This is a genomic window from Enterococcus sp. DIV0756 (assembly GCF_051710745.1).
Lineage (GTDB): Bacteria > Bacillota > Bacilli > Lactobacillales > Enterococcaceae > Enterococcus_A.
Map to the genome: position 1 here is coordinate 2604906 of NZ_JBIOLF010000001.1, position 25213 is coordinate 2630118.

The 25213-nt window shown below is 40.2% G+C and carries 28 protein-coding genes; 10 read left to right on the plus strand and 18 right to left on the minus strand.

Annotation, left to right across the window (positions count from 1 at the left end):
• Window positions 1-8: 8 nt before the first annotated feature.
• The 3 genes from IGI44_RS12660 to IGI44_RS12670 are packed head-to-tail and all read left to right on the plus strand — an operon-like array spanning window position 9 to window position 646.
• A complete protein-coding gene (locus IGI44_RS12660; protein WP_438788061.1) occupies window positions 9-209 on the plus strand; it encodes a hypothetical protein in 201 nt (66 codons plus the stop codon).
• Window positions 210-227: 18 nt separating this feature from the next.
• Complete coding sequence (locus tag IGI44_RS12665; protein ID WP_438788062.1) at window positions 228-428, plus strand: hypothetical protein; 201 nt, start codon at window positions 228-230, stop codon at window positions 426-428.
• Between the two features lie 17 nt (window positions 429-445).
• On the plus strand, window positions 446-646 hold the full coding sequence (locus tag IGI44_RS12670; RefSeq protein WP_438788063.1) for a hypothetical protein: 201 nt from the start codon (window positions 446-448) through the stop codon (window positions 644-646).
• 42 nt (window positions 647-688) lie between these two features.
• Here the strand turns inward: IGI44_RS12670 and asnS are convergent, their stop codons facing one another.
• From asnS to IGI44_RS12700, 6 genes are all read right to left on the minus strand, one after another.
• Window positions 689-1987 carry an asparagine--tRNA ligase gene (gene asnS, locus IGI44_RS12675; RefSeq protein WP_028021247.1) on the minus strand — a complete coding sequence of 433 codons (1299 nt, stop codon included), beginning with the start codon at window positions 1985-1987 and terminating at the stop codon, window positions 689-691.
• A 38-nt stretch (window positions 1988-2025) separates the two neighbouring features.
• Complete coding sequence (locus IGI44_RS12680; RefSeq protein ID WP_438788064.1) at window positions 2026-3213, minus strand: pyridoxal phosphate-dependent aminotransferase; 1188 nt, start codon at window positions 3211-3213, stop codon at window positions 2026-2028.
• Window positions 3214-3240: 27 nt separating this feature from the next.
• Window positions 3241-3744, minus strand: a complete 504-nt coding sequence (locus tag IGI44_RS12685; protein ID WP_438788066.1) for a cell wall elongation regulator TseB-like domain-containing protein — start codon at window positions 3742-3744, stop codon at window positions 3241-3243.
• A 54-nt stretch (window positions 3745-3798) separates the two neighbouring features.
• Window positions 3799-6552 (minus strand): helicase C-terminal domain-containing protein, encoded by a 2754-nt coding sequence (locus IGI44_RS12690; protein WP_438788067.1) that lies wholly within the window; start codon window positions 6550-6552, stop codon window positions 3799-3801.
• A gap of 248 nt (window positions 6553-6800) precedes the next feature.
• On the minus strand, window positions 6801-7001 hold the full coding sequence (locus tag IGI44_RS12695) for a cold-shock protein (protein ID WP_010745638.1): 201 nt from the start codon (window positions 6999-7001) through the stop codon (window positions 6801-6803).
• Window positions 7002-7202: 201 nt separating this feature from the next.
• Window positions 7203-8306 carry a baeRF6 domain-containing protein gene (locus IGI44_RS12700; protein WP_438788069.1) on the minus strand — a complete coding sequence of 368 codons (1104 nt, stop codon included), beginning with the start codon at window positions 8304-8306 and terminating at the stop codon, window positions 7203-7205.
• A gap of 483 nt (window positions 8307-8789) precedes the next feature.
• On the opposite strand from IGI44_RS12700, the gene IGI44_RS12705 reads away from it, so the two are divergent.
• Window positions 8790-8915: a hypothetical protein gene (locus tag IGI44_RS12705; RefSeq protein WP_438788070.1), complete on the plus strand. Its 126-nt coding sequence runs from the start codon at window positions 8790-8792 to the stop codon at window positions 8913-8915.
• Between the two features lie 83 nt (window positions 8916-8998).
• Complete coding sequence (locus IGI44_RS12710) at window positions 8999-9538, plus strand: SHOCT domain-containing protein (protein ID WP_438788072.1); 540 nt, start codon at window positions 8999-9001, stop codon at window positions 9536-9538.
• A 37-nt stretch (window positions 9539-9575) separates the two neighbouring features.
• Here the strand turns inward: IGI44_RS12710 and IGI44_RS12715 are convergent, their stop codons facing one another.
• The 11 genes from IGI44_RS12715 to dnaX all read right to left on the minus strand — a co-directional run bounded on the left by IGI44_RS12715 (window position 9576) and on the right by dnaX (window position 18437).
• Entirely contained in the window at window positions 9576-9920 is a 345-nt protein-coding gene (locus IGI44_RS12715) for a P-II family nitrogen regulator (RefSeq protein ID WP_438788074.1), read from the minus strand.
• A 21-nt stretch (window positions 9921-9941) separates the two neighbouring features.
• Window positions 9942-11156, minus strand: coding sequence for an ammonium transporter (locus IGI44_RS12720; protein WP_438788075.1), 1215 nt, complete (start codon window positions 11154-11156; stop codon window positions 9942-9944).
• 151 nt (window positions 11157-11307) lie between these two features.
• Entirely contained in the window at window positions 11308-12168 is an 861-nt protein-coding gene (rsmI, locus tag IGI44_RS12725; RefSeq protein ID WP_438788076.1) for a 16S rRNA (cytidine(1402)-2'-O)-methyltransferase, read from the minus strand.
• 153 nt (window positions 12169-12321) lie between these two features.
• Window positions 12322-12669 carry a DNA replication initiation control protein YabA gene (locus IGI44_RS12730; protein ID WP_438788996.1) on the minus strand — a complete coding sequence of 116 codons (348 nt, stop codon included), beginning with the start codon at window positions 12667-12669 and terminating at the stop codon, window positions 12322-12324.
• Window positions 12669-13481: a PSP1 domain-containing protein gene (locus IGI44_RS12735; protein WP_438788077.1), complete on the minus strand. Its 813-nt coding sequence runs from the start codon at window positions 13479-13481 to the stop codon at window positions 12669-12671. The genes IGI44_RS12730 and IGI44_RS12735 overlap by 1 nt, the downstream gene beginning before the upstream one ends.
• Before the next feature lie 26 nt (window positions 13482-13507).
• Window positions 13508-14446, minus strand: coding sequence for a DNA polymerase III subunit delta' (holB, locus tag IGI44_RS12740; protein WP_438788998.1), 939 nt, complete (start codon window positions 14444-14446; stop codon window positions 13508-13510).
• Between the two features lies 1 nt (window position 14447).
• A complete protein-coding gene (locus tag IGI44_RS12745) occupies window positions 14448-14777 on the minus strand; it encodes a cyclic-di-AMP receptor (RefSeq protein ID WP_010740793.1) in 330 nt (109 codons plus the stop codon).
• Between the two features lie 13 nt (window positions 14778-14790).
• Entirely contained in the window at window positions 14791-15435 is a 645-nt protein-coding gene (gene tmk, locus IGI44_RS12750) for a dTMP kinase (protein WP_438788078.1), read from the minus strand.
• Between the two features lie 63 nt (window positions 15436-15498).
• Entirely contained in the window at window positions 15499-16095 is a 597-nt protein-coding gene (gene recR, locus IGI44_RS12755; protein WP_010779862.1) for a recombination mediator RecR, read from the minus strand.
• A 210-nt stretch (window positions 16096-16305) separates the two neighbouring features.
• On the minus strand, window positions 16306-16620 hold the full coding sequence (locus IGI44_RS12760) for a YbaB/EbfC family nucleoid-associated protein (protein ID WP_438788080.1): 315 nt from the start codon (window positions 16618-16620) through the stop codon (window positions 16306-16308).
• Between the two features lie 74 nt (window positions 16621-16694).
• Window positions 16695-18437 carry a DNA polymerase III subunit gamma/tau gene (gene dnaX / locus IGI44_RS12765; protein WP_438788081.1) on the minus strand — a complete coding sequence of 581 codons (1743 nt, stop codon included), beginning with the start codon at window positions 18435-18437 and terminating at the stop codon, window positions 16695-16697.
• A 182-nt stretch (window positions 18438-18619) separates the two neighbouring features.
• Between dnaX and IGI44_RS12770 the strand changes: the two genes are divergently transcribed.
• The 4 genes from IGI44_RS12770 (at window position 18620) to IGI44_RS12785 (ending at window position 23175) form a co-directional block, all read left to right on the plus strand.
• The gene (locus tag IGI44_RS12770; RefSeq protein WP_438788082.1) at window positions 18620-19855 is read left to right on the plus strand and encodes a DUF7130 family rubredoxin-like protein; all 1236 of its coding nucleotides are present in this window, start codon (window positions 18620-18622) and stop codon (window positions 19853-19855) included.
• 28 nt (window positions 19856-19883) lie between these two features.
• A complete protein-coding gene (locus IGI44_RS12775) occupies window positions 19884-20948 on the plus strand; it encodes a TFIIB-type zinc ribbon-containing protein (RefSeq protein WP_438788083.1) in 1065 nt (354 codons plus the stop codon).
• Window positions 20945-21739, plus strand: coding sequence for a TPM domain-containing protein (locus IGI44_RS12780; protein WP_438788084.1), 795 nt, complete (start codon window positions 20945-20947; stop codon window positions 21737-21739). The genes IGI44_RS12775 and IGI44_RS12780 overlap by 4 nt, the downstream gene beginning before the upstream one ends.
• Window positions 21740-21882: 143 nt before the next feature.
• Window positions 21883-23175: a serine hydrolase gene (locus IGI44_RS12785; RefSeq protein ID WP_438788085.1), complete on the plus strand. Its 1293-nt coding sequence runs from the start codon at window positions 21883-21885 to the stop codon at window positions 23173-23175.
• A 32-nt stretch (window positions 23176-23207) separates the two neighbouring features.
• On the opposite strand, the gene IGI44_RS12790 is transcribed toward IGI44_RS12785, so the two are convergent.
• Window positions 23208-23693: a GyrI-like domain-containing protein gene (locus IGI44_RS12790; RefSeq protein ID WP_438788087.1), complete on the minus strand. Its 486-nt coding sequence runs from the start codon at window positions 23691-23693 to the stop codon at window positions 23208-23210.
• Window positions 23694-23916: 223 nt separating this feature from the next.
• Between IGI44_RS12790 and IGI44_RS12795 the strand changes: the two genes are divergently transcribed.
• A complete protein-coding gene (locus IGI44_RS12795) occupies window positions 23917-25119 on the plus strand; it encodes a YdcF family protein (protein WP_438788088.1) in 1203 nt (400 codons plus the stop codon).
• Window positions 25120-25213 lie beyond the last annotated feature (94 nt).

A 25213-nucleotide genomic window follows, 5' to 3' on the forward strand; every position in this document is an offset into this window, starting at 1 on the left:
GCTTTATCATGAAAAAACTAACAATTATTGCTTTGACACTTATTACTTTAGGAGCCACTTCTCAAATCGTTAAAAAAAACATCGACAAAGAAGAAGTAAAAACAGCGGTGACTTCGAATCTTAAAGAACACGACGAAAAAGATAGCGACATTGACTTTGGTCACGACAACGACACTGAAAACACATTAGCCGAAAAAATCGGATTTTAATTTAGGAGGAGCTTTATCATGAAAAAACTAACAATTATCGCTTTGACGCTTATCACTTTAGGAGCCACTTCTCAAATCGTTGAAAAGAACATCAACAAAGAAGAAGTGAAAACCGCAGTGACTTCGAACCTTAAAGAACACGACGAAAAAGATAACGACATTGACTTTGGTCATGACAACGATGCTGAAAATACATTAGCCGAAAAAATCGGATTTTAATTAGGAGGAGCTTTATCATGAAAAAACTAACAATTATTGCTTTGACACTTATCACTTTAGGAGCCACTTCTCAAATCGTTGAAAAAAATATCGACAAAGAAGAGGTGAAAACCGTCGTTACGACAAACCTCAAGGAAAATGATTCCGAAAATGACTCTCTCTACTTTCAGCATGAAGATGACAAACAAAGCTCACTAATAGAAAAAATTGGATTTTAAAAAAGCGTCGAGGACAACCTCGACGCTTTTGCTCTAATTCAATTATGGGTAAATCCGGTTCAACAAACGTGGGAATGGAATAGCCTCACGTACATGATCGATCCCAGCAATAAAGGTGATCGTTCGTTCAAGACCTAAACCAAAACCTGAGTGCGGCACAGTCCCGTATTTACGCAAGTCTAAGTACCAAGAATATTCTTCTTCGTTCAATCCTGTTTCACGAATTTGTTCTAACAGGTAATCATAGTCCGTTGCACGTTCTGAACCGCCGATGATTTCACCATAGCCTTCGGGAGCAATCAAGTCCGCACAGATGACAACATCTTCCCGAGTTGGATGTGGCTTCATGTAGAACGGTTTAATCGCCTTCGGATAATTTAAAATGAAGACTGGACGGTCAAAGGAGTTCGCGATAAAGGTCTCATGTGGCGAACCAAAATCTTCGCCCCATTCAATATCGTCAAAACCATTTTTCTTCAGTAATTCGATCGCGTCATCATAAGAGATTCGCGGATAAGGAAGTTTTGTATAGTTTTTCAAAATTTCTTTATCACGACCCAATACGTCTAAGGCATAATCGCAGTTGTCCAAAACATTTTGAACTAAGTATGCGACATATTGCTCTTGAACCTCTAGGCTATCTTCTTGATGCATGAAGGCCATTTCCGGTTCAATCATCCAAAACTCGATCAAGTGACGACGTGTTTTAGATTTTTCTGCACGGAAGGTTGGGCCAAATGAAAATACTTTGCCCAGTGCCATTGCAGCTGCTTCCATATACAATTGTCCACTTTGAGATAAATACGCTTTATGGTCAAAATAGTTCGTTTCAAATAAGTCGCTGGTGCCTTCAGGAGCTGAACCTGTCAAAATCGGCGGATCAACTTTTACAAAGCCATTATTATTGAAGAATTCATAAGTTGCTCGGATCACTTCGTTACGAATCAACATGATCGCGTGTTGTTGTGATGAACGCAACCATAAATGACGATGGTCCATTAAAAAGTCAACACCATGTTCCTTCGGTGTAATGGGATAGTCGTGACTTTCACCGATTACTTCAATTTCTTTCACGCCTAATTCATAGCCGAATTTTGAGCGGGTATCTTCCCGAATTTCGCCAGTCACAATAATTGACGTTTCTTGTGTCAGCTCTTTGGCTAAATGAAAGACCTCTTCAGATACTTCACTCTTTACAACAACTGCTTGGAAATAAGCCGTTCCATCACGTAATTGTAAAAAAGAAATTTTTCCGCTTGAACGCTTATTAGCTACCCAAGCCCCGATTTTTACTGTTTCGCCAACATGATTCTTGGCATCGATAATTTGAATCTGTTCCACAAATGTCTCTCCTAACTTATTTATCCCGAATTGATGTATTACTTCTTACTATTTTCAATAAAGCGGCGAATCCGTACAACGGCTTCTTCTAAGTCCTCCATACTGGCTGAATAACTCATCCGTACACTATCCATAGAACCAAAACCTTCACCGGTTACCAGCGCTACCTGTTCTTGCTCCAACAGATCGTTGACCCAAGTCGTCACATTGTCATAGCCGCCCATCTCCATGGCTTCCTTGATATTTGGAAACAGATAGAACGCCCCTTGTGGTTTTTTAAGCTTAAAGCCTGGAAGATCAGCAACCTTTGGATAAATCGTATTCAGGCGCTCCTCAAAGGCTTGGCGCATTTTTTCTGCTGTTTCTTGTTCGCCAGTTAAAGCTTCAACAGCTGCCACCTGGCTAACAGAGGTTGGATTACTTGTCGCTTGAGAGGCGATCGATGTCATCCCGCCGATGATCTCAGGATTCCCAATGGCATAACCGATTCGCCAACCGGTCATAGAATAGGTTTTTGATACCCCATTGATGATCACTGTATGATGGAAAATCTCGTCAGATAAAGAAGCCAGATGCGGCGCTTTGTTCCCATTATAAACAAGATGATCATAAATATCATCTGAGACAATCAGCAGTTCATGGCGGACTGCCCATTCACCAATTTCCCGCAGCTCATCTTCTGTATAGATCATTCCTGTAGGATTTGACGGTGAATTAATAATAATTGCTTTTGTTTTCTCAGTACGAGCCGATTCGAGCTGATCAACTGTTATCTTATAATCATTGTCCTGAGCACCCGTAACAAAAATCGGCATCCCCTGTGCCAACTTGACCTGCTCTCCGTAACTAACCCAATAAGGCACTGGGATAATCACTTCATCCCCTGCATCCAAAATTGTATGGAACAAGGTATACAAGGCAAATTTCGCACCACTAGTCACGATGATGTTTTTCGGTTCGATCGTTAAATCATAATTATTCTTAGTGAAGTCAACGATCGCAGACTTTAATTCTGGGGTACCGCCGGCTGCAGTATAAAAACTGACTTTCCCGCTCTTGATTCCTTCAATCGCGGCCTGCTCAATATTCTCCGGAGTTGTAAAATCCGGTTCACCAACAGTTAAACTAATTACATCTAATCCTTGGGCTTTCAACTCTTTGGCTTTGGCGGTGGCTGCTAAAGTGACGGACGGTTCTAGGTTTGTTACACGCTGTGACAATTTCATAACTAATAACTCCCTTACCAAGATTTTTTAGATTTTTTTGATCGTTTTGATCGACTTGCCGTCGTTAAATGCCAGCAAGTAATAATAAATCGCGCCTTGCTCATCCTTTGCGGTGATCTCCCAAGCAGTTTGATCGTTATAGATTCCCAGATTGGCCTTTTCAAAGATCTTATCTGGATGCTCGCTTTCAAAGCGCTGTTTTGCTTGCTGCTCGGTCAGACCATCCTTTTGATTAAGAACGCGGATTTTCTCTCCCGATTCTGGAACGATCACGATGATCGCTTCTCCCGTATTGCTTTCACCGATGACGGTAAAATAAGTTTTATCACGATTGAACCAGTAAAATTGATCCACCGTTTTTAAATCGGCATATTTTTCTGCCATTTGAACAGCTTCTCTTTTGGCTTGCTGCATCGGACGATTTGAACGAATAAAGATCATGGTCGCCGCCACAATGATAATCAGTAAAAAAGTCACAATTCCTAACAGCCAGCGGTTGAGTCGTTGTTGTCCTGCACTATTCGTATCCAAAATCATACTCCTCTCAGACAAGCTACATTATACCAAAAGAAGAGCTCCGCCTCACTATTTCTCTGTACTTTTGTCAGAATTTAAAAATTGATCCGTCTCCAGTAAGATTTCCTCCAAAGGTAATTGTTTGATCGGCAATTCCTTTGGCAGTGCTTTACGCAGTTTTTCTCCGTAGCCAGCAGTAATAAAACGTTGATCTAACAGTAACATGACTCCTCTATCTTTTTCTGATCGGATCAGTCGCCCTAGTGCTTGCCTTAATCGCAACGCGGCATGAGGAACGGCCTCTTGGAAAAAGGGATTGATCCCTTCTGCTGATAAAAAGTCATTACGCGCTTTTACCTGCAGACGCTGCGGATTTTCAAATGGCAAACGCGTGACAATCAGAAGCTGTAAAATATCTCCTGGTAGATCAATGCCTTCCCAAAAACTATCCGCCCCAAATAAGAGCGCATCATTAGATAATAAAAAACGTTTCAGCAGTTTTTCACGACTGCCGCCGATGCCTTGTGCCAAGACTTCTCTGCCTTCGTTTAGTAAAGGCACACGAACACGCTGATATACTCGATTCAAGATATCGTGCGAAGTAAACAGAACCAAAATCGGTCTTTTTTGATTTTCCGCCATTTTATGAACCACACTGGCCACATAATTTGCATATTGGTCTGGTGAGGTTGATTGAATACTGATGCTGTTGGTTGGTAAATACAAGCGCGCCTGTTCTGCATAATCGTAGGGACTGCTGATAATTTTCAAGGGCGTTTCTGGAATGCCCCAACGCTTTGCGAAATAATGCCGATCACTGCCAATTTTCAACGTCCCACCTAAATAGAGAATTTGCTGATAACGGTTATACCATTTTGTCTGACTGATCAATGAAGCATCTAAATCCTGTACTTGGAACGTTTTACGTTTTGCATTGAACCAATGAATATAACGAGCGTCCCATTTTTCACTAAACGTCTCAAATGCCAACTGTTGTTGAGCTAAATTTTCTAACAATGATTGAAGATCGCTCCACTCCGCCTGCTCCCTGATATCAAAAGTCTCTTTATATCTCGCAAAGTAGGATTGCATTTGATCTCCTAATGTCAAGGCATCATGATACAGTCGGCCGATACGCTGCAACACTTGTTCGCCAGCTAAAGATAATTGATCAATCATATCTTTAGTAATCAACCGCTCATCCTCTGTTGGATATTCTTCTTTGAATATCTGATAAAAATCCGTCAAATCCTCATTTAATTCTTGCAACACATCTTGAAAAATTTCGAGCGTATGCTGCGTTTGTTGGTCTTTTTGAACCAGCTTTTGCCATACAGTAAATTGTTGCGTATCAAATAGGCGATGAAGCATACGTTGAATCGCCAAAAGATTAAATTGTTGTGTAGTGATTTTTTCCAAGACACGATTTAAGTGATGCGCTTCGTCAATAATCAGATAAGGACTTTTTGGCAGCTGTGGAATATCCCGCTGATCTTCTTGCGCTAAATACGCATGATTTGTTACGATCAAGTTGCTTTGTGCCAATTTTTCCTGCCGGTGCCGAATAAAATCCACAGCATAGAAAGGACTACTTGGGTTCAAGGTGTGTGTCCCTAAATGAGCCACTTCCTGCCAAAAAGGGTGCTTTAGACTTGTCATATTTAATTCATCAAAATCGCCGGTTTCTGTTTGTGTCAGCCAAACCAGCAAGGCCATCTGATAAAAGGTATATTGCTTTTGCTCCGATTTCTTTTCAAAGCTTTGATAAAAACGTTCCAGATCAATGTAATGGCGACTGCTTTTCATCACCACCGCCTGCAATGGCTGATCCAACAGTCGATTGAGCAACGGCAAATCATGGCTCAATATTTGTTCCTGCAATAGTAGAGATACCGTACTTATGACGATCGGCTTTTCTGGTGTCGCCAGAAAACTCATGGGCAGTAAATACCCTAATGTCTTACCGATTCCGGTTGCAGCCTCCACCAAAATGTTCTTATCGTCTTTTTTATTGAAGAAATCATAGACCAGATTCATCAGCCGCGCCTGTTCTTTACGAAAATCCAATTCTCCAGCGTAAATCTTTTCCTTGGCCTTCCTTGAACGTGGATACGCCTTTACTCCAAAATAATTTTCAGAAAAAAGGGGAACACTCTTCTTTCGCAGGGCCAAACCATGAATAATGACTAAATCCTTTGACAAGGGTTTTGGATTGGCTTGCATCTCCGTTAAGCAGCTTTCCAAATAATTCTTTGTTTGAAAAGCCATTTGATCGGCCGTATCGATTATTTTTTCTAACGTAATGAGCGGCAGTTCTTTTATTATTGTTTCTAAATGCAACAATAATTGAGCCGTAACATCCGCATCACTGTCAGCCTGATGAGGATTTTCATGCGTTAAGTGTAGTTCTTCAGCTAAGTCTTTCAAACGAAAGCTGAGAGATGTCGGCATAAATACTTGTGCCAACTCTACAGTATCAACTCCCGGGATGGTTAACGCCGGCATCCCGCATCGTTCTAACTCATTACTTAAAAACGGATAATCAAAGTGAATATTATGTGCTACAAAAATCGTATCTTCCAATAAATTCGTGATCGTTTGCGCCACATCTTCAAAATAAGGGGCCTTTTTAATCCGCTGGTTAGTGATGCCGGTCAGCGTCTGAATTTGTGCCGGAATCGATTGATCCGGGTTGATGTCGGTTGAAAAATGGGTGACGATCTTCCCTTCTTCGATCAATACACAGCCGAATTGTATAATTCGATCCGTCTTAGGGTCTGTTCCTGTCGTTTCTATATCAACGACTGCATAATTTTTTTTCACACGCGCCCCTCCTTCCTCGAATTGGTCCTCTGTGAATATAAAAGTAAAATAGCTCAGCTCTTAGTCTTCCTCACGCATTATATCTGAATACTACCACTTTCTACAAGAAAGTTCTTTAGTTAAAACGATTCCAAACAAAAGAATACCCGCGAAAAGAGACTCTATTCTTGTTTATACCCGCCAAAAGATAAATTTAATTATAAAAAAAAGCCAGATGCTTGCGCATCTGGCGTAAAAGTCTACTAAAATTAAGCTTTGTTAACGTTTGTAGCTTGAGGTCCACGTTGGCCTTCTTCAACGTCGAAAGTCACTGCTTGACCTTCTTCTAAAGTTTTGAAGCCGTCGCCTTGGATAGCTGAGAAATGTACGAATACGTCATTTCCGTTTTCAGCAGTGATAAATCCGTAGCCTTTTTCTGAGTTGAACCATTTTACTGTACCTTGTTCCATGTTAAACATCCTCCTAGGATAAAAATTAATTTGTAATTACTTGAATGGTGAAATAGGAAAGATGTTGTCTGAAACAAACTTGCCAATATTACCGTACAAAAACTACAATTAGAAGTATAACACAGATAAAGCGATAACACTAGGTTATCGCTCAAAAAACTTTGGAAAATTTTTTCTTAATATATTTGAAATATTTCCACACTAATAGCGTAGGATCGCCAATAAGCTTTTCTCATCCGGTGCATCCTTTTGGTCTAGAACAAAGACCTGCCCGCCATTTTTGATAACATTGTCAGCAATTTCATTCAATACTTGACGGCGGTCATATTCTACATCAGGATCTTCGCCAAACCCATCTACAAGATTTGCTGTCGCAATAAATAGATGAGAAACTTTTCCCTCTTTTGCTGCTGGGACAATATCTACCAATTGATCAATAAATTTCCGGTTAATCAATTTTTGATTGCTCTGCGTTTCTACCTCAGCTAGCTGATCCGCTATTTTCTGCGTTTCCTTTTTGATATCATTGATATTCATTTGTGCCGGAGACCCGCTGATTGCGGCTTTGTCTGAGTAATAAGGATTTTTAGCGATCTTCTTGAATTGTGATTGATTTTCTGGCAAAGCAAAAAGATACAATGGTAATTGTTCTGGATTATCCAGTTCCTTCAGAAAATTATCGACTGCTTGGTAATAATTTACCCAATCAATCTCAACCTCTTCATCCTTTGCGCTGACGCCGTGGACACTACCAACCTCGCCACCTCTTGAGGAAACACTTAGATTTCCACCTGTCAACTCGTCACCCAGAGCTGTGACAATATCTTTCGGAGCGCCTTCTGGAAGCTCAACCATCTCAATTTCTTTATTACGAACAATATAGAGTTTCATTGAATCTCTATTCAGTGCCATTAAATAGTAAGAATAGTTAAATTGCGCGTTTTTGATGATTGCCAATAAGTAAGGTAAATCACTTACATAGTATTGGTCATCAACTGCGATGCTTAACCGATGAATATATGTTGCGTCAGCGGTCAAGATTACTGCGACACTTTTTGTTCCGCTGCGCCAAAAATCTCCATCTGCTAATAATTGATCGATTTTTTCTTGGAATGGTTCAAAGCTGTGATCAGTGTACTTCTTCTCAAAGCGTCGTTTCGCTTCTTTAGCAAAATTTTTAAACATGATTTGGTCTTTTTCAACGTCTTGGTGTGCATGGTGAGTATTCAACATAAACGTGATAAACGGACCGGTTGCTTCTTCTGAAGTCAATTCAGTTAGTAACTTTTTACTGATATTTGCCATAAATGTACCCTCCTATTTAATCTTCCAACCCAAGTGTACCATAGCTCTCAATTTCCTTAAAACGAAACGCAACCCTTACATTATGAAATATTCTTAAAAATTTTACTGTAATTTGCATAAGTCTTTTCTAATACATTTCTTAGCGATTAACAAACAGCTATTCATGATTTCATTGATTGAATGCTTTATCATGAAATCATACCAATTATCCCGAATTGGTTTTTCATACTTACTCCTACCAAGAGTAAATAACAACCTTCATTTCCACCATAGTGACGGCTATGGTGGTTTTTTGCGAGTTCCACTTTGCGCTTTAGCGCGATTAGTGGAATCGTATGTGTGATGAAAATCTAATCCATTTTCGCGGGCTTCGAAAAAGAATCACCTTTTCTTGAGCTAGCTGTCAGTCCAACTTTTCGCAGTTTCTCAAAGTCAGACTGACAAATTTCATTCTCAAATTAGATATTGATACGAGGCGGGTAGTTGGATGATATGCGTGATGAGAATCAAATTAACTTTTTTCGGTTTTTGAAAAAAGCTAGTACGCTAAAACGAATTAGCAGCCTGCCAGTTGCCTATTCCAATACGTTAGTGGAATCGTATGCGTGACGACTATCTAATCACCCCAACAAAAATTTGTTTGCGTTCCTAATTTTTGCTAAACTGGGACTAACAAAACAAGGGGGTAGATCATGAAAACTGCCGAGGAAATGTACCAGTTTTGCCAAGATAACGGATTTTTCTCTGGTTCAGATCAGCAATGGGGTGTCAGGCTTTTTTCTGTTTTAGAAAAAAACTTAGGGGCAGATGAAGAGATCCAGCTTTGCTTTATTGGTCTGCACAATCGAACATCAGCTACAAAAAATGATGGTTTTTATGCCTACGCGTTGACGAATCAACGCTTTATGATGGGTCAAAAGAAACTGATCGGCGATGATTTTAAAGTCATCCCTTTGGCGAATCTACAGGACCTTCGTTTAACCAAAGAAATTAGCTTAGATGTATTAGAAATTTCTTCTTTAGAAGGCGTAATTAAGATCGTTTTGACTGAAGAAGAAGCCCCAAACGTATTTACCCGGTTAAAAGAAAAAATTCAATTAACCACCAAAGAAAAAAAGTCTGAAGATCCACTAAGTAAAGTAGAGCAGCTTCTGAAAATGAAAGAGCTATTAGATCAAGGGATACTAACAGAAACAGAATTTGACAAAATAAAAAAAGATATTCTTCAATAAAAAAATCCAGTCTAAGAAATTCTTAGACTGGATTTTTTTATTGAATCGCTGCTTTGCCCGTTTCGCGAGTACGGATACGAATCGCTTCTTCAATCGGGTAAACAAAGATTTTTCCTGTTCCACATTCTTCCGACTGACACGTTTCTAAGATCAAGTCAATCACTCGTTCGACATCCTCATCTGCTAAGATGAAACTTACCGATACTTTGGGTAATAAAGTCGTAATAATTTCTTGTCCCCGTACATGGCTTTTTTGACCCTTTTGCAACCCACAACCCAATACTTGACTGACTGTCATACCATTTACTTCAATTTCTTGATCAAGCGCTGCTTTGATCGTTTCTAATTTTTCTTGTCTGATAATCGCTTCAACTTTTTTCATCGCGTCCTCCTCTTACTGCTTCTAAGAATCCATTCCCATAAATGTTGGATAAGCATTTTCATCATGCTCGATCTTGTCTAAACCTAATGCTTCTTCTTGTTGCGAAACGCGAATCGGCATAAATACTCTAATCAATGAAATAATCAAATAGCTCGCTACACCGGCAAATACCAAGGTGAACAATACACTTTCAATTTGAGCAATAAATAAGTGAGTCTCTCCATAAATTAGTCCAACTCTCCCACCGACTGAAGGGTCAGCAAAAATTCCGGTAACGATTCCGCCAAAGATCCCGCCGACACCATGACAGCCAAACGCATCTAGCGCATCGTCAAAACCAAGCTTTTGCTTAATCACTGAAATGAAGAAGTAACAAAATGGACTCACTAAAGCACCAATCAAAAGACTTGACCAAATCGATACAAATCCCGCGCCTGGAGTAATCGCAACTAAACCGACCACCGCTCCAGTACAAGCTCCAACAACCGTAGGCTTGCCATTTAGAATCTTTTCAATCAACATCCATGACAGCATCGCACAAGCTGCTGCTGTATTCGTAGTGATCATCGCATGGATCGCCAAACCGTCAGCGGCTAACGCCGAACCGCCATTAAAGCCGAACCAGCCAAACCATAAAAGTCCAGTTCCCAAAACAACGAAAGGAACATTATGCGGCCGGTAATCTCCAAGGTGATACTCGCGACGACGACCTAAGACGATTGCTAAGACTAACCCCGAGATTCCTGAACTAATGTGTACAACATTTCCGCCGGCAAAATCAATCGAGCCAATCTTATCAAGGAACCCGCCACCCCAGACCATATGCGCCATTGGGAAGTAAACTACGACCAACCAAATCGCGATAAATAGGAAAATCGCGGAGAATCGCATCCGACCAGCAACTGATCCTGTTAAAATGGCTGTCGTGATCAAGGCGAACATCATTTGGAAGAAAGCAAATAATCCTTCTGGAATTCCGTCGCCCTTTGTCATTGAGACACCATTGAAAAGAACTTTATCTAGGTTCCCGACGAAATCGCCGCTGCCGCTAAAGGATAATGAATACCCAATCACTATCCAGATCAAGGAAGCTAACCCCATCGTACAGATTACCATCATCATCGTGTTCAAAATGTTTTTCCGCCGTTCTAGACCACCATAGAAAAATGCTAACGCGGGTGTCATGAGAAAAACCATTCCTGAACAAATCAAAATAAATGCAATATTTGCTGCCATCAAACCACTCCATTCCTCTTTATGTTAAGTATTCTAACATCGATTTCAAATAAAAAAAGTATTTTTCCTCATTTTTTTCATTTTTTTCTAATTTAGTGACTTTTCATGTTAGGAAACTTTACATAAAAGGAGCAGGAATCTCTTCCTGCTCCTATAATTCATGGTATTCTTTATAAACCTCTTGTTTCTTCAATCCGTGTCGTTTCGCCACCGTTTTGATGGCCTCTTTAGCGAACTGCCCTTCTTCCACTAACGCTTCAACCTGTTCCTTCAACGTTCCTTCAAACGTTTCCTCCTCAGCTACCTCTGTTGCTCCCGAGACTAACAGACAACATTCGCCTTTTAAAGGATGTTCAGACAGATAGTCAACCAACTCTTCTGCCGTTCCTCGTAGGTATTCTTCATAGAGTTTAGTTAGCTCACGACAAATCACTACATCACGATTCCCAAAAACTTCAATAATATTTTTAAGTGTTTCCTTCACGCGATGAGGAGATTCATAGAAAATCAACGTCGCTGTTTGATTTTTTAAATCCGTTAATTCTTTTTTCTGACTACTTTTTTTTCGTTGTAAAAAACCATAGAAATAGAACGGTTGAGGCAGTAAGCCGGAAGCAATCAACGCCGTCATACCAGCTGTAGCACCAGGCAAAGCAACAACAGGAATATTTTCTTCTATACAAGCTACAACTAACTCATGCCCAGGATCACTGATTGAAGGCATCCCAGCATCACTGACTTGAGCAATCGATTGACCACTTTTCAAAAAGGCCAGCAGTTCAGGAATCCGTTCATTGTAATTGTGTTCATGCAAACTTTTTTGCGGAACCTTCACCTCAAAGTGGTTCAGTAGTTTTTGAGTGTTTCGTGTATCCTCACTGGCAATTAAATCAACAGTTTGCAAGGTTTTGACCGCACGAAAAGTCATATCCTCTAAATTACCGATCGGTGTCGGAACTAAATACAATGTACCAACTTCTTGTGCAAAACTTTTTTGGATCTTCACGACCATTCTCCTAACTCTTTTCATACATTCAGTTTCTGTTCAAAATAATTTCAAAAAAATATGTTCCTCTATTTCGTTACAGACCTTGAAAACTGGAAAGTTTGAACTGACAAAAAAGCGGGTGTGACAAGCAGCGTCATACCCACTATTTTAATTCAATTATTTTTGTTTGCTCTCACGATAAATGACATCTAAACAAAACGCGCAGGGTTCATCCGCTTCACGTCTCGATCCGTAAAGTAAATTACAGACGTGAAAGCCATCTTCGTAAATCTTTTCAAGATTCAAACGAGATTCGGATAGTTCTTGTCGTTCATCCAAAACGGGCGATTTCTTCTCATCAATCTCACGAATTCGTTCGCGTAATCGTTCGTTTTCCATTTCTAGCTTGGCATTTTTTTCAACGAGCTCTAATAAAGTTTCTTTCATCGATACTAAATCATCGAGATTCTTCTGCATATCCAGCTCTAATTGATTCAAGCCATCATATAAAGAACGCCGGTCCATCATGACAGATCACCTGCTTCAACTAGTTCTTGATAATCAAAATCAATCGTTGCATCGCGGCCAAACAAACGAACTTTGACTACTTTACTAAGTAAGTTCAAACCGATGACTTTCCCCCGACCTTCTGGCGTATTGATTTCCTTGCCATAATCTGGCATTTCTTTTTTCGCGGCTTCATATTCACCATTCTCATACTTCAGGCAACACATTAACCGTCCACAAAGTCCAGAGATTTTCGTTGGATTCAACGATAATCCTTGATCTTTAGCCATCTTAATCGACACTGGGATAAAGTCTCCTAAGAAAGTTGAACAACATAACGGTCGTCCACACGGTCCGATCCCACCAAGGATCTTCGCTTCATCACGAACGCCGATCTGACGCAATTCAATACGCGTACGGAAAACACCGGCTAAATCCTTCACCAGTTCGCGAAAGTCAATTCGTCCATCTGCCGTAAAATAGAAAATCATTTTACTTCTATCGAAGGTATACTCGACTTGAATCAGTTTCATTTCTAACTCATGGGTACGAATTTTTTCTTTCGCAACCTTAAACGCTGCTGCAGCATCCGCTTCATTTTGAGCCACTTTTTTTAATTCTTTGTCTGACGCTTTATGTAAAATCGTTTTTAAATCATCAGACAAATCTTTTTTTGCTATCTCTATTTTTGGAATTGCCACTGTCGCAATCTGGTGCGCCTGTTGTGACTCGACCAAGACTTTATCATTATAAAAATATTCGTTTTTACCTGGTGCATAGTAATAAATATGACCAGCGTCCCGAAAACGAACACCCACAACTTCAACCATGGTTCTCCCTACTCTCTTAAATAACGTTAAGCAAAAACGATGTGTAACGTTATTTGTTCTGCGATATTTTGAAATGACACGTTTGCTTCTAGTTTCTGACCAGCTGATAAAACTTCTTCTAATAGGTAGTTGTAATTTTCTAAACCTAATTGATTTTGTTTCATCACTTGATTACGTTTTTCCTTCACAAAATACGCGAGCATTTCAAATGCGAATTGCTGTTGTGTTTTGTCTTTAAACGTCTTAACCAGTTTTTTCTGGACATAGATAAACGCTTGCGGATCATTTTTTTCGAGATAATTAAACCATTGAATAACAACATCTCTAGCTTCATTAAACCATTCATCTTTTGAGATTTCAACAGCTTTTGTATAACTATTTGTTAAATTTGCTAAGAGTTTTGCAGTTTTTTCAGGGATTTGTTCTGCCTCTAAACGAGACTGCAAGCGTTCCGTGGACAACGCTTGGAAGTGGATGATCTGACAACGAGAGCGAATCGTAGGTAAAATTTTTCCTAATGATTGGGTCTCCAGAATAATCATAAAATTGGCAGGTGGTTCTTCCAAAAACTTTAGTAGGCTATTCGCCGAGTTCAAATTCATTTTCTCCGCCTGATGAATAATCACGACTTTTTTCGCAGATTCGAAGCCGCTCTTAGTCAACTCACTTTGCAGTGCTCGGATTTGATCAACTTTAATGGATTGCCCATCTGGCTCTATTTCGACTACATCGGGGTGGTCTTTACTGGTAATCCGCAGACAATTATTACATTTTTCGCAAGGCATTCCTCCTTGCAAATTCAGACAGAACTGATGCTTGGCAAACCACAATGCCAGTTCTGCCTTGCCTGTCCCTTGGTCGCCTTCAAAAAGATAAGCATGGGCTAACCGCCCATGCTCAAAACTGTTTTGTAATTGGCGAAAAACAATGGGCTGAATTGTCTGGAGCTTTTTCGCTTCTTCCATCTTAATACTGGTGGAAGCCTTCGACTGGTAAGACAAATACTGTCGCACCGCCGACTTCAACTTCAACTGGATACGGAACTTGACCATCTAACGAAATGTCTAAAGTCACAGGTGTAGTGACATATTGTGTTCGTGCTTGACAGGTCTCTTTGATTAAAGCTAAGGCGTCTTCCACCCGCTCGTCTTCAATCCCAATAATAAAGGTACTATTGCCCGCTTTCAAAAAGCCACCAGTAGAAGAAAGCTTAGTTGCTCGAATGTTTGCGTCGATAAATTCATTGGCTAGACGGTTCGAGTCTTTGTCTTGAACGATCGCTAAAATAAGTTTCATAATTTAACACCTCTCATGATTGAAAATAGTCTGGGTAACGTGTCAACAACTCGTAAAAACAAGCTTTTACGACTTCATCTAAACGTTTCCGAGCATCGATTTTTATGATCCGATCTGGATTTTCTTCTGCTAATTTTAAGTAAGCATGTCGGACCCTCTGATGAAATTGTAACCCTTCCGAGTCCAAACGGTCAATTTGATTGGTTCGGTTCTTCATGATTCGTTGCAAACCGGTATCAGAATCAACGTCCAGATAAAGGGTGATATCAGGCGTTGTCCCCTCAATCGCAAACTCATTAATCTTAGCAACTTCTTCTATTCCGATTCCGCGGCCAGCCCCTTGATAAGCCAAGGAACTATCGACAAAGCGGTCGCATAAAACAATCTTATCTTCATCTAGTGCAGGCCAGACTTTTTCGATCAGATGTTGCCGACGTGCTGCGGCATAGAGCAAAGCCTCGGTTCGATCATCCATTCGATCATTGCTAGGGTCAAGAATCACATGGCGGATTTTTTCAGCGATCGGAATGCCTCCAGGTTCTCTTGTCTTAACGATGGATCGTTTCGCCGTTAATTGTAATTTAGGATAGAGTTCATTCAGCACACTGGTCTTCCCAGCGCCATCTGGCCCTTCAATCGTAATAAATAATCCGTTCACTTTCTTGTCCCCCAAAATAAGTATGATCTTTTTGTATCTTTTAAAAAAGACACCGCGAAATCTTTATAATTCACGGCGTCCTTCCACTGCTTTTAACAAAGTAATTTCGTCAGCATATTCAATGTCACTGCCAACTGACAAGCCATGAGCGAGTCGCGTAACTTTGATTCCAGCCGGTTTAATCAAACGCGATAGATACATCGCAGTTGCTTCGCCTTCTGTCGTTGCATTTGTCGCGATAATGACTTCCTTGATTTCATCATCGTGCAGTCGTTTGATCAATGGCGCGATATTAATGTCTTCTGGTCCTGTCCCTTCCATCGGTGATAAAACACCATGAAGCACATGATAAAGGCCATGATATTCACGAACCTTTTCCATCGACATCACATCTTTTGGCTCTTCTACGACGAGTATCGTACTACGATCTCGAGTTGTATCCGAACAAATTTCGCAAGGATCTTCCTCCGTGATGTTCCCACAAATACTGCAAAAACGCAAATCTCTTTTAACACTAATCAGCGAACGTGCAAATTCATTTACCGATTCGTCCTTCATATCAATCGTAAAAAAGGCTAAGCGGGTTGCGGTCTTTTGTCCGATCCCTGGCAACTTCATATAACTTTCAATCAATTTTGCAATTGGTTCTGGATATTGCATTCTGTCCTTCCTCTCTTCCAGAAAGGCTTCACGAACTCGTTCAGCTTTTGAGCACCGAGTAGGAACTGTTCCATATCAGCTCTGCAAGCAGTAACTGTATGCGTAGCTTGCGTAGAAACGCTAGTTCGTTAAGCCGGACATGGATAATACTACTAGCAAAAAAAATATATCTTTGAAAAAGTAATATTTTTTTGCTGAGAACAAAGTCGCTTACATTCCAGGAAGTCCCTTTGTATATTTGCCCATCGTTTGATCCGTTTCTTTCGTAATCTTTGTGATCGCATCATTTACTGCTAAAACAATCATATCTTGCAGCATTTCTGGATCTTCTGGATCGATCAATTCAGGATTGATCGCCATAGCTTTCATATTTTTGTCACCAGTAAAAGTCACTGTTACTAAATCATTGGTTGAACTGCCAGTAAACTCTTTTGCATTTAATTCATCTTGGGCTTTCACCATTTCTTTTTGCATTTTTTGCATTTGTTTCATCATGCCTTGCATGTTTCCCATTCCGCGCATCATTTTATTATTCGCTCCCTTATACTTAATACTTATTTGCTAACTTCTGCTAAAACTAGGTTTAAGAACCTGATATTCTAATCATCCTTAATCGTGACTAGATCACCAAACAGACTTTTTGCTTGTTCAACGACTTCATTAGTTTCTTCAGGTATCAGATTAATCTCATCATCTGATTCATTCGTCTCGGCTGCTACAGGACGATCATGATGTTGACTGACAAAGGCTTGCCGCAAGCGCGGCCAGCTTTCACGTGTAATGAAAACAAATTCCGGAGTATAATCCTTAATCATCATACTCAACGTGTTTTGCATATTCAAGCGGAGTTCATCACTGCTGTCTGCACGTTGACAAACAATCTCATAATCAAAAGCAATCAACATTAATCCTGGACCGGCTGCCATCGGTTCACTGGCTTTCAGCATCGCTCGTTGTGTAACTGGCAACGCCATTAGTAAATCCTCCCAAACGTTCTTCACATTCACTAAATGATCTTTGGTTGCCTCACTTAGTACCTGATAGACGCGCTCCGTCGGGACACGATAACTGCTTGCAGTTTTCTTTGGAGCTGCTTTCCGCTCCTCTTTCTCCACTGTTGGATTAGTCTTTAGCTGTTGCAATTCACTTTGTAACTGCTGCAGCTGATTTTTCAGTGCTAATAGTTCTGATTGATCGACTGATTGGACTACAGATGATACCCCTGAGTTTATTGGTGTTACAGGTGCAGTCTCACTTGACGTCTGAGGGGTGGCTAGTTTCACTGTTGCAACTTCCAAATAAACATTGGCATGATTAGTAAAGCGAATTTCATTTTGAGTTTCGCTTAAAATCTTAATCATACTGTACAAACGCTCAGAGGCAGTCGCATCAGCCAATTGTTTGAATGTCTCCGTTAAATAAGCTGCTCGATTTTCCAACAACTTCGGTGCCTGCTGATAAATCAACAAATCCCGACAATACAATAACAGATCTTCGGTTAAGCGGCGGGCTTCTTTGCCTTCTGCTAGAATATTCTCCAAAACTTCAAGTGCGCCACTGACATTCAGTTGTAGACAAGCTCCAATAAAACTGTCCATCATCTCGGTAGTTAGACTGCCTGTTACAGCTAATGCATCTTCTAAAGTAATTCTCTCATTACTAAAGGAAATGGCTTGATCTAAAATACTCAATGCATCCCGCATTCCGCCTTCTGCTGCGCGTGCGATCACGGACAACGCTTGCTCTTCATATGGCTGATTGCTTTGTTCAAGAATGTAAGCCATTCGACCAATAATTGCTTGAACGTCAATTCGTTTAAAATCAAACCGTTGCGTTCGAGAAATAATTGTCGCTGGAATCTTGTGCGGCTCAGTGGTTGCAAGAACAAAGATTACATGTTCCTTAGGTTCTTCTAACGTTTTTAGTAAGGCGTTAAAGGCTCCAGTAGAAAGCATATGAACTTCATCGATAATGTATACTTTATATTTTGCTGTCGTCGGCGCATAATTCGCTCGATCACGAATAAAACGGATTTCTTCCACACCGTTATTGCTGGCTGCATCGATCTCAATCACATCTTCTTGTCGTCCATCAGTGATTGAACGGCACATCTCGCACTCATTGCAGGGTTCCCCATCCACACTATTTGGACAATTGATGGCTTTAGCAAAAATTTTTGCGGCACTAGTCTTTCCCGTTCCACGAGGACCAGTAAATAAATAGGCATGGGAAGTTTTCTGTTGTTGGATCGCATTTTTCAGCGTTTTTGTGATCGCTTCTTGTCCAACTAGATCATCGAACCGCTGCGATCGCCAAACGCGATAAAGTGCTTGATACGCCATAATTCTCCTCTTTTCTTTCAAAATCACTGCTTTTTATTATACGTGATTTCGGATAAAAAAACTATAGAAACCCATTCTCTGATGCAATTGTTTAGGGTCTTTTAATCTGTTGGACAGCTTCCTTTCTATTTCAAAATTGCCCTGTGGTATAATGAAAAAAACGTTTTTATGGAGGGAAACTCATGGGACTATTTAAAGCAGCAACAAGCAGTATCAGCGGTGGAATGGCCGACCAATGGCTAGAGATTATTGAACCAGCCGACATGGGACAGACAACAGTGATGTCAAAAGGCGTTGCCGTACGAAAAGATGACAAGCGCAGCAGCAATAAAAAAGGGACCAGTGATGTGATCACAGACGGCTCTGTGATCCATGTTTATCCAAATATGATGATGCTCTTAGTAGATGGCGGCAAGATTATCGACTACACTGCCGAAGAAGGCTACTACACAGTGGAAAATAATTCTGCTCCGTCGATGTTCAATGGCTCATTAAAGGAAGCCGTTGCCGAAACTTTCAGTCGTTTTAAGTTTGGCGGCGTGACACCCCAGAAACAACAGGTATTTTATATCAATTTACAGGAAATTAAAGGGATCAAGTTTGGTACCAGCACTCCGCTAAATTATTTTGATAATTTCTACAATGCAGAATTATTCTTGCGTGCACACGGAACCTATTCCATTAAAGTAACGGATCCGATTCTCTTTTTTGCCAATGCAATTCCACGAAATATGGATCAAGTTGATATCAGTGATATCAATGAACAATATTTACAAGAATTTTTAACAGGTTTGCAAGCGTCAATCAATCAAATGTCCGCCGATGGACAACGGATCTCTTACGTCCCATCAAAGAGCTTGGAACTTAGCAAATACCTTTCTGACGCTTTAGATGATAGCTGGAGAGAATTACGCGGGATGGAGATTGTTTCGGTGGCAGTTGCCAGTATCTCTTATACAGATGACTCAACGAAATTAATCAATATGCGAAACGAAGGCGCCATGTTGGGCGACCCTAACGTGCGCGAAGGCTATGTCCAAGGCTCAGTTGCTCGCGGCATGGAGGCAGCTGGCAAAAATGATGCGGGGGCTGCCACTGGATTCTTCGGAATGGGCATGGGAATGAACGCTGGCGGAGATTATCTTAACCAAGCTTCACAAAATAATAATCAACAAATGCAACAGAATCAACAGGCTCAACAAAAAAAAGCAGATGATCAATGGACTTGCCCGAAATGCGGCGAAGAAAATTCCGGAAAATTTTGTAGCAACTGCGGAGAACCAAAACCAGCTCCAGCAGCTGCAGCAAAAATCCAAATGAAATGCAGCGAATGTGGGGAAATTGTCGATTTAAGCAATGGTGTGCCAAAATTCTGTCCACATTGCGGCAAACCCTTCAAAGGTATTCCGTTAGACTAAACTATTACTAACTTAGGAGGGCCTGCAAATGGCTGATGTATTAACGCATCATTGTCCCAATTGCGGCGGACCCTTAACTTTCAATCCGAGTGATCAAAAATTTCACTGTGACTATTGCTTAAGCATTTTTACTGTGGAAGACATCGAAAAATTTGAAGCCAAAGAAGCAGTCGAGGAGACACAAACAACGACTGCCAGTGCTGAGGAACCGAAAACTGGTGACGTGGATCTTTTCCTCTGTCCCAGCTGCGGTGCTCAAATCGTCACTGATCACACCACCGCCGCAACCTATTGCTATTTTTGTCATAACCCTGTCGTATTGTCAGGACGTTTGACAGGAGAATTTTTACCGAACAAGGTTTTACCCTTTAAAATTGATCGCGAAAAAGCCATCGCAGATTTTTTAGCATGGACACAAAAGAAACGTTTTATTCCGAAAGATTTTTTCAATAAAGATCAAATTGAGAAAATGACCGGGGTTTATTTCCCCTATTGGGTTGTTGATGCAGAAACTGCGGGGAATTTGACTGGTAAAGGAACTTCTTTGCGAGTATGGATCGTCGGTGATATTGAATATACCGAAACCAAGGTCTATCAGATCTTCCGCAAGGGCAAAGCAAAGATCCGACATTTGACCAAAAATGCCCTGCAAAAAAATCTGCAGCAAAAAATGGTTGAAGGGGTTCAACCTTTTCCGATTGATCAAGCGGTTGATTTTCACACTGAGTACCTATCAGGCTTCCAAGCAGAAAAACGTGATATTGAAATCAAGGACTTAGCTGATCAGATTGATCGTGAGCTTACCGAGTACACAGAAGACTTGCTACGAGATACGGTTTCGGGCTATACCACTTTTGCAGCCGGTAATAAATCTGTAAATGTCGAGAAACAAGATAACCACTATATGCTGCTGCCTGTCTGGCTTGTGACTTATCAAGATGCCTCGAAGAAAACCTATTATTATGCGATGAATGGGCAAACAGGCAAAGTCAGTGGTATTTTGCCGATCAGCAATAAGCGTTTAGGATTATTCTCAGGTGGGATTTTCGCTGCGATTATGATAATTGCTATGATCGTGGGGTATTTCCTATGAAAAAAATCCTATTATTGATTGGCTTTCTAGCTTTATTCAGTCCATTGAAGGTTTTGGCGGCTTCCAACACAGTGGATGATCAGGCCAATCTGCTATCACCAGAAGAACGAAACGAATTATCCAAGCAAGCAGATGCAATCAACCAAAAAATCAAAGGTGAAGTGTTTATTTTAACTACTAACACGAATACTGAGGATCCTGAAACATTCGCAGATAATCAGCTGAGAGATCGGATTGGTAATAATCACAATGGCGCTCTGCTATTGTTAGATATGAACCAGCGTAAAATCCATCTTTCAACTTCAGGGAATATGATCGATTACATCACCGATAAACGGCTTGATAAGCTTTTAGATGATGTTGAGGCGGCAATGAGAGACGGCGATTATTATCAAGCAAGCAGAAATTTCTTGTTTAATGCACAAGAATTCGTTGACGATGGTGTTCCTGGTGGTTCTTATCGTATTGATGAAAAGACCGGAAAAGTCACGTATTATAAATCCATCACACCAATTGAATTTGCGATTGGTTTTGTCATTGCAGCTGTGGCGGCAATTGCTTTCTTTGTTTCTGTACGTTTGCGTTATCAACTAAAAACTGGTACTTACCGTTATCCTTATCGTCAAAACGCACAATTAGACTTAACTGAACGACAAGATCAATTAGTAAATTCCTTTGTTACCACTCGTCGGATTCCAAAGCCTTCAAATAATGGTGGTGGCGGTGGTGGCGGCAGCACCACTCATTCTAGCGGAGGTGGAACCTTCGGCGGTGGCGGTCGCAGTTTTTAACAAAATAAAATAGAAAAAGTTATCAATACGCACCAGAGGCTTTCAAAACTAATGAAAAACTCTGGTGTTTTCATGTATTTTCTTGAATTCACCCTTTGATTTTGCTAAACTTTTGGGGTTAATAGAAATAAAGGAGCCCATCAATGAAAAATAAGAAAAGTTTCTCAATTGTTTTGGTTATCTTCGTACTTTTCTTCCAAAGTCTCATAGGAATTCCTGTCCATGCGGCAGATGAGTTTTCCGTCAATGCGAATGCAGGATACGCCATTGACGCTGATTCAGGAAAAGTTTTTTTCAACCAAGACGGCGACACACCCAAGGGCATTGCTTCCATCACTAAAACGATCACGGCATACCTCGTTTTAGAGGCGATTAAACAGCAAAAAATTACTTGGGAGCAAGAAGTGCCGATCTCAGAATACGCTGCAGATTTGAGCACTGTCCCCGAACTATCAAATGTTACGTTGGTTCGCGATCAAAAATATACAGTCAAAGAGCTTTTTGAGGCGATGATCGTTCAATCAGCGAACGCTTGCGCGGTTGCTCTAGCCGAGCTCATCGCTGGTAATGAGCATACTTTTGTAAATCAAATGCGCGAACAACTCACCGAATGGGGAATCAAAGATGCGACAATTATCAATGCTTCTGGGTTAAGCAACGTTTATCTTGGTGAGCATGTTTATCCTGGAACTCAAGAAAATGATGAGAATTTAATGTCTGCGAGAGATGTCGCGATCGTCGCACAACACTTGATTAAAGATTTCCCAGAAATTTTGGAAACCTCTAAGATCAAGGAAAAAACATTTGCCCCAAATTCCTCTCAACCAACTGAAATGGAAAATTGGAATGTTATGCTATTTGACGGCCCGAATTATAAAGAAGGTGTTGATGGCTTAAAAACTGGTACTACCGATTTAGCTGGTGCGTGTTTTGTCGGCACCATTCAAAAAGATGGGCGTCGCGTTATTACAGTGATTTTGAATGCACTTAACCAACCGAATGATGAAAACGCCCGATATGTCGAAACAAGCAAATTGATGGATTATTGCTTAAATAATTGGCGTCACCAGGAGGTGACTGTCGCTGGACAGACCCCCGCTGATAAAAAGGAGCTAAAAGTTACAGAGGGCAAGAAAAAGACTGTTGCTTTAGCGATGGAAAAACCTGTTACGCTTTGGATCCGTAGTGACATGGACCCTAATAACTTAACAATTAAGACAACCTTAGATCATTCCTTGCTGGATAATAACGCCATCATCGCTCCCGTTCATAAAAATGAAAAAATCGGTACCGTCAGTGTCGCTCTAGCACAAGATACCTTAGGTTACGTTCAAGAAAATGAAGGTGCTAAAACAGATTTAGTAACCAAAAATGAAGTAGAGAAAGCCAGTACTTTCGAGTTAATCTGGCAAAAGATCACTGGCATATTTGCATAAAATAAAAAACTTTCGACGGGGTCGAAAGTTTTTTATTTGGCTTTGAAGGGAAAATATAATTCCACTTCTCCTTCGGCGAAATGAGGCAAATAATGTTCGTGTATCGCACCCGCAAGCTCCAAATTTTCTATAGGAAAGACCTCACCCAAGATTAAATTTGTCGCTTCTTCAATCTTTTCTGCACTCGCCATAACAGTCAAATAACTCATAGGCGGTAATTCCCAACGAGCCCAACCTTCAGGCGCTTCAGCTTCTGCTGGAACTTGAACACCTGCCAAGTAACGTCCTTCATTTTGCCAAGGTTCTAACCAATGGTCTTTATCGCTCATTAATCCCCATAACTGTAAATCCTTCATGTCCTGTTCCGCTAAAAGTTCAACTAACTCTTCAAAATGAGTATTCATCTGATCCCATAGTAATGGTACCCATGATGGTCCATCTTCTGCTAATCCCTGGCCTTCTTTACCAACAACAAAAATAGTTGGTAAATCTACGCGATTGATTCCTTTAATTTTCATCAATAGCCCTCCTCGTTCGTTTCAGCGAATACACTAAAAGTATTCACCGCAAATGTTCCTCTCATAAGTTTACTAATCTTCTTAAATAAAACCAACTAATAGTTCTTAAATGCGCATTTGCCCCTTTCTTTGATATACTGACATAGTACTATCAGGTTAGCAGAATGATCAGCTATTGAAATTTGAAAAAATAAATTTTCTTAACGATGAAAGGTGTGATGGGATGGACCTACAACGTGATTTAATCGCATTATTGTTTTATTTCGTTGTATTAATTGGTTTAATGAAACGGTTCAAACAACAAAGATTCAAAAATTTTTCACTATGGACAGGAATTTTTCTAGTTTTATATTTTTGTCTACTAGAAATTCAAAATAAAACTTTCTATATTTTGATTCCCCTCTTTTTCTTTTTATTATTTTGCTATTTCTATTTTAAAGAAAAATGTCGCTTACGAAATGGCTGGTTGCTTAACCTTACTTTAATCAGTTTTATGGGGTATGTAACACTTATCACGATTACTGATGGCTCTTTGATTGGCGCTGGAATTATCGCATTGCTATTGTTTCTATTTCTAGTGACCGTTCTTCTTGGTATCTATGCAGCAATTATTTTTTTGATTGGTAATAGTTTCATTGTTCTGCGCCATGAGTCCCGTAGACTACCAAATTTATTGACCTTGATTTTGGGACTAGCAATCATCGCACTAATAATTTTGCAAACGTTTGGGCCACGACTTTTACCTGATTGGTCGGTCATTTTATTATCAATTCCGACTACTATTGCCATTTATTTCTTTGTCGTTTTCTGGAATTTTCTATCCATTTCCTTGCTCTATCAATTCAATCAGCCTAAGTATAATCAAGACTATGTAATTGTCTTAGGTGCTGGTTTAATCAATGGTGAAAAAGTCACTCCTTTGTTAGCAAAACGAATTGATCGAGCAATTCAGTTCTATCGTGAGCAAAGCGAAGAAACACTTTCTCCACCACAATTATTAATGTCTGGCGGACAAGGTCCTGATGAGAAAGTTCCTGAATCTCAAGCTATGCGTGACTATGCTTTAGAGCAAGGAATTCCTGATGAAGATATTATCATGGAAGCACAATCAACCAATACACTGGAAAATATGAAATTCAGTAAAGAGATTATGGAACGAGAAAAGCCAACTGGCTATCATGCAATTTTCACTTCAAACAATTACCATATTTTTAGAGCCGGTATGTATGCTGAAGAAGTAGGTCTAAAAATTGATGGAATTGGTTCGAAGACGGCACGATATTATTTACCCAATGCTTTTTTAAGAGAATTTATCGCAGTCGCTTTGATGAATAAACGCCTTCATTTTTTAGTTTGCGGATTGATTACAATTGGGTATATCGCATTAGCGGTGATTAACTACTTCTTTATCGATAAAATAATGTAAAAAAGGCCAGAATTTTTTCTGGTCTTTTTTTGTTTGAATAACCTTAAATCGTGACAACCATTTTCAATTGTTTGCTTATTCGTGAAAGACAATC

What these genes read in the sequence shown, in the direction of transcription:
- dnaX (WP_438788081.1), bottom strand. Translation starts at nt 18,437, where the DNA reads ATGGCGTATCAAGCACTTTATCGCGTTTGGCGATCGCAGCGGTTCGAT.
- IGI44_RS12745 (WP_010740793.1), bottom strand. Translation starts at nt 14,777, where the DNA reads ATGAAACTTATTTTAGCGATCGTTCAAGACAAAGACTCGAACCGTCTA.
- IGI44_RS12770 (WP_438788082.1), top strand. Translation starts at nt 18,620, where the DNA reads ATGGGACTATTTAAAGCAGCAACAAGCAGTATCAGCGGTGGAATGGCC.
- IGI44_RS12795 (WP_438788088.1), top strand. Translation starts at nt 23,917, where the DNA reads ATGGACCTACAACGTGATTTAATCGCATTATTGTTTTATTTCGTTGTA.
- IGI44_RS12735 (WP_438788077.1), bottom strand. Translation starts at nt 13,481, where the DNA reads ATGGTTGAAGTTGTGGGTGTTCGTTTTCGGGACGCTGGTCATATTTAT.
- IGI44_RS12665 (WP_438788062.1), top strand. Translation starts at nt 228, where the DNA reads ATGAAAAAACTAACAATTATCGCTTTGACGCTTATCACTTTAGGAGCC.
- IGI44_RS12680 (WP_438788064.1), bottom strand. Translation starts at nt 3,213, where the DNA reads ATGAAATTGTCACAGCGTGTAACAAACCTAGAACCGTCCGTCACTTTA.
- IGI44_RS12785 (WP_438788085.1), top strand. Translation starts at nt 21,883, where the DNA reads ATGAAAAATAAGAAAAGTTTCTCAATTGTTTTGGTTATCTTCGTACTT.
- IGI44_RS12780 (WP_438788084.1), top strand. Translation starts at nt 20,945, where the DNA reads ATGAAAAAAATCCTATTATTGATTGGCTTTCTAGCTTTATTCAGTCCA.
- IGI44_RS12720 (WP_438788075.1), bottom strand. Translation starts at nt 11,156, where the DNA reads ATGGCAGCAAATATTGCATTTATTTTGATTTGTTCAGGAATGGTTTTT.
- IGI44_RS12730 (WP_438788996.1), bottom strand. Translation starts at nt 12,669, where the DNA reads ATGGACCGGCGTTCTTTATATGATGGCTTGAATCAATTAGAGCTGGAT.
- IGI44_RS12790 (WP_438788087.1), bottom strand. Translation starts at nt 23,693, where the DNA reads ATGAAAATTAAAGGAATCAATCGCGTAGATTTACCAACTATTTTTGTT.
- IGI44_RS12775 (WP_438788083.1), top strand. Translation starts at nt 19,884, where the DNA reads ATGGCTGATGTATTAACGCATCATTGTCCCAATTGCGGCGGACCCTTA.
- IGI44_RS12760 (WP_438788080.1), bottom strand. Translation starts at nt 16,620, where the DNA reads ATGATGCGCGGAATGGGAAACATGCAAGGCATGATGAAACAAATGCAA.
- IGI44_RS12695 (WP_010745638.1), bottom strand. Translation starts at nt 7,001, where the DNA reads ATGGAACAAGGTACAGTAAAATGGTTCAACTCAGAAAAAGGCTACGGA.
- IGI44_RS12700 (WP_438788069.1), bottom strand. Translation starts at nt 8,306, where the DNA reads ATGGCAAATATCAGTAAAAAGTTACTAACTGAATTGACTTCAGAAGAA.
- holB (WP_438788998.1), bottom strand. Translation starts at nt 14,446, where the DNA reads ATGGAAGAAGCGAAAAAGCTCCAGACAATTCAGCCCATTGTTTTTCGC.
- IGI44_RS12715 (WP_438788074.1), bottom strand. Translation starts at nt 9,920, where the DNA reads ATGAAAAAAGTTGAAGCGATTATCAGACAAGAAAAATTAGAAACGATC.
- IGI44_RS12660 (WP_438788061.1), top strand. Translation starts at nt 9, where the DNA reads ATGAAAAAACTAACAATTATTGCTTTGACACTTATTACTTTAGGAGCC.
- rsmI (WP_438788076.1), bottom strand. Translation starts at nt 12,168, where the DNA reads ATGGTCGTGAAGATCCAAAAAAGTTTTGCACAAGAAGTTGGTACATTG.
- IGI44_RS12670 (WP_438788063.1), top strand. Translation starts at nt 446, where the DNA reads ATGAAAAAACTAACAATTATTGCTTTGACACTTATCACTTTAGGAGCC.
- recR (WP_010779862.1), bottom strand. Translation starts at nt 16,095, where the DNA reads ATGCAATATCCAGAACCAATTGCAAAATTGATTGAAAGTTATATGAAG.
- IGI44_RS12710 (WP_438788072.1), top strand. Translation starts at nt 8,999, where the DNA reads ATGAAAACTGCCGAGGAAATGTACCAGTTTTGCCAAGATAACGGATTT.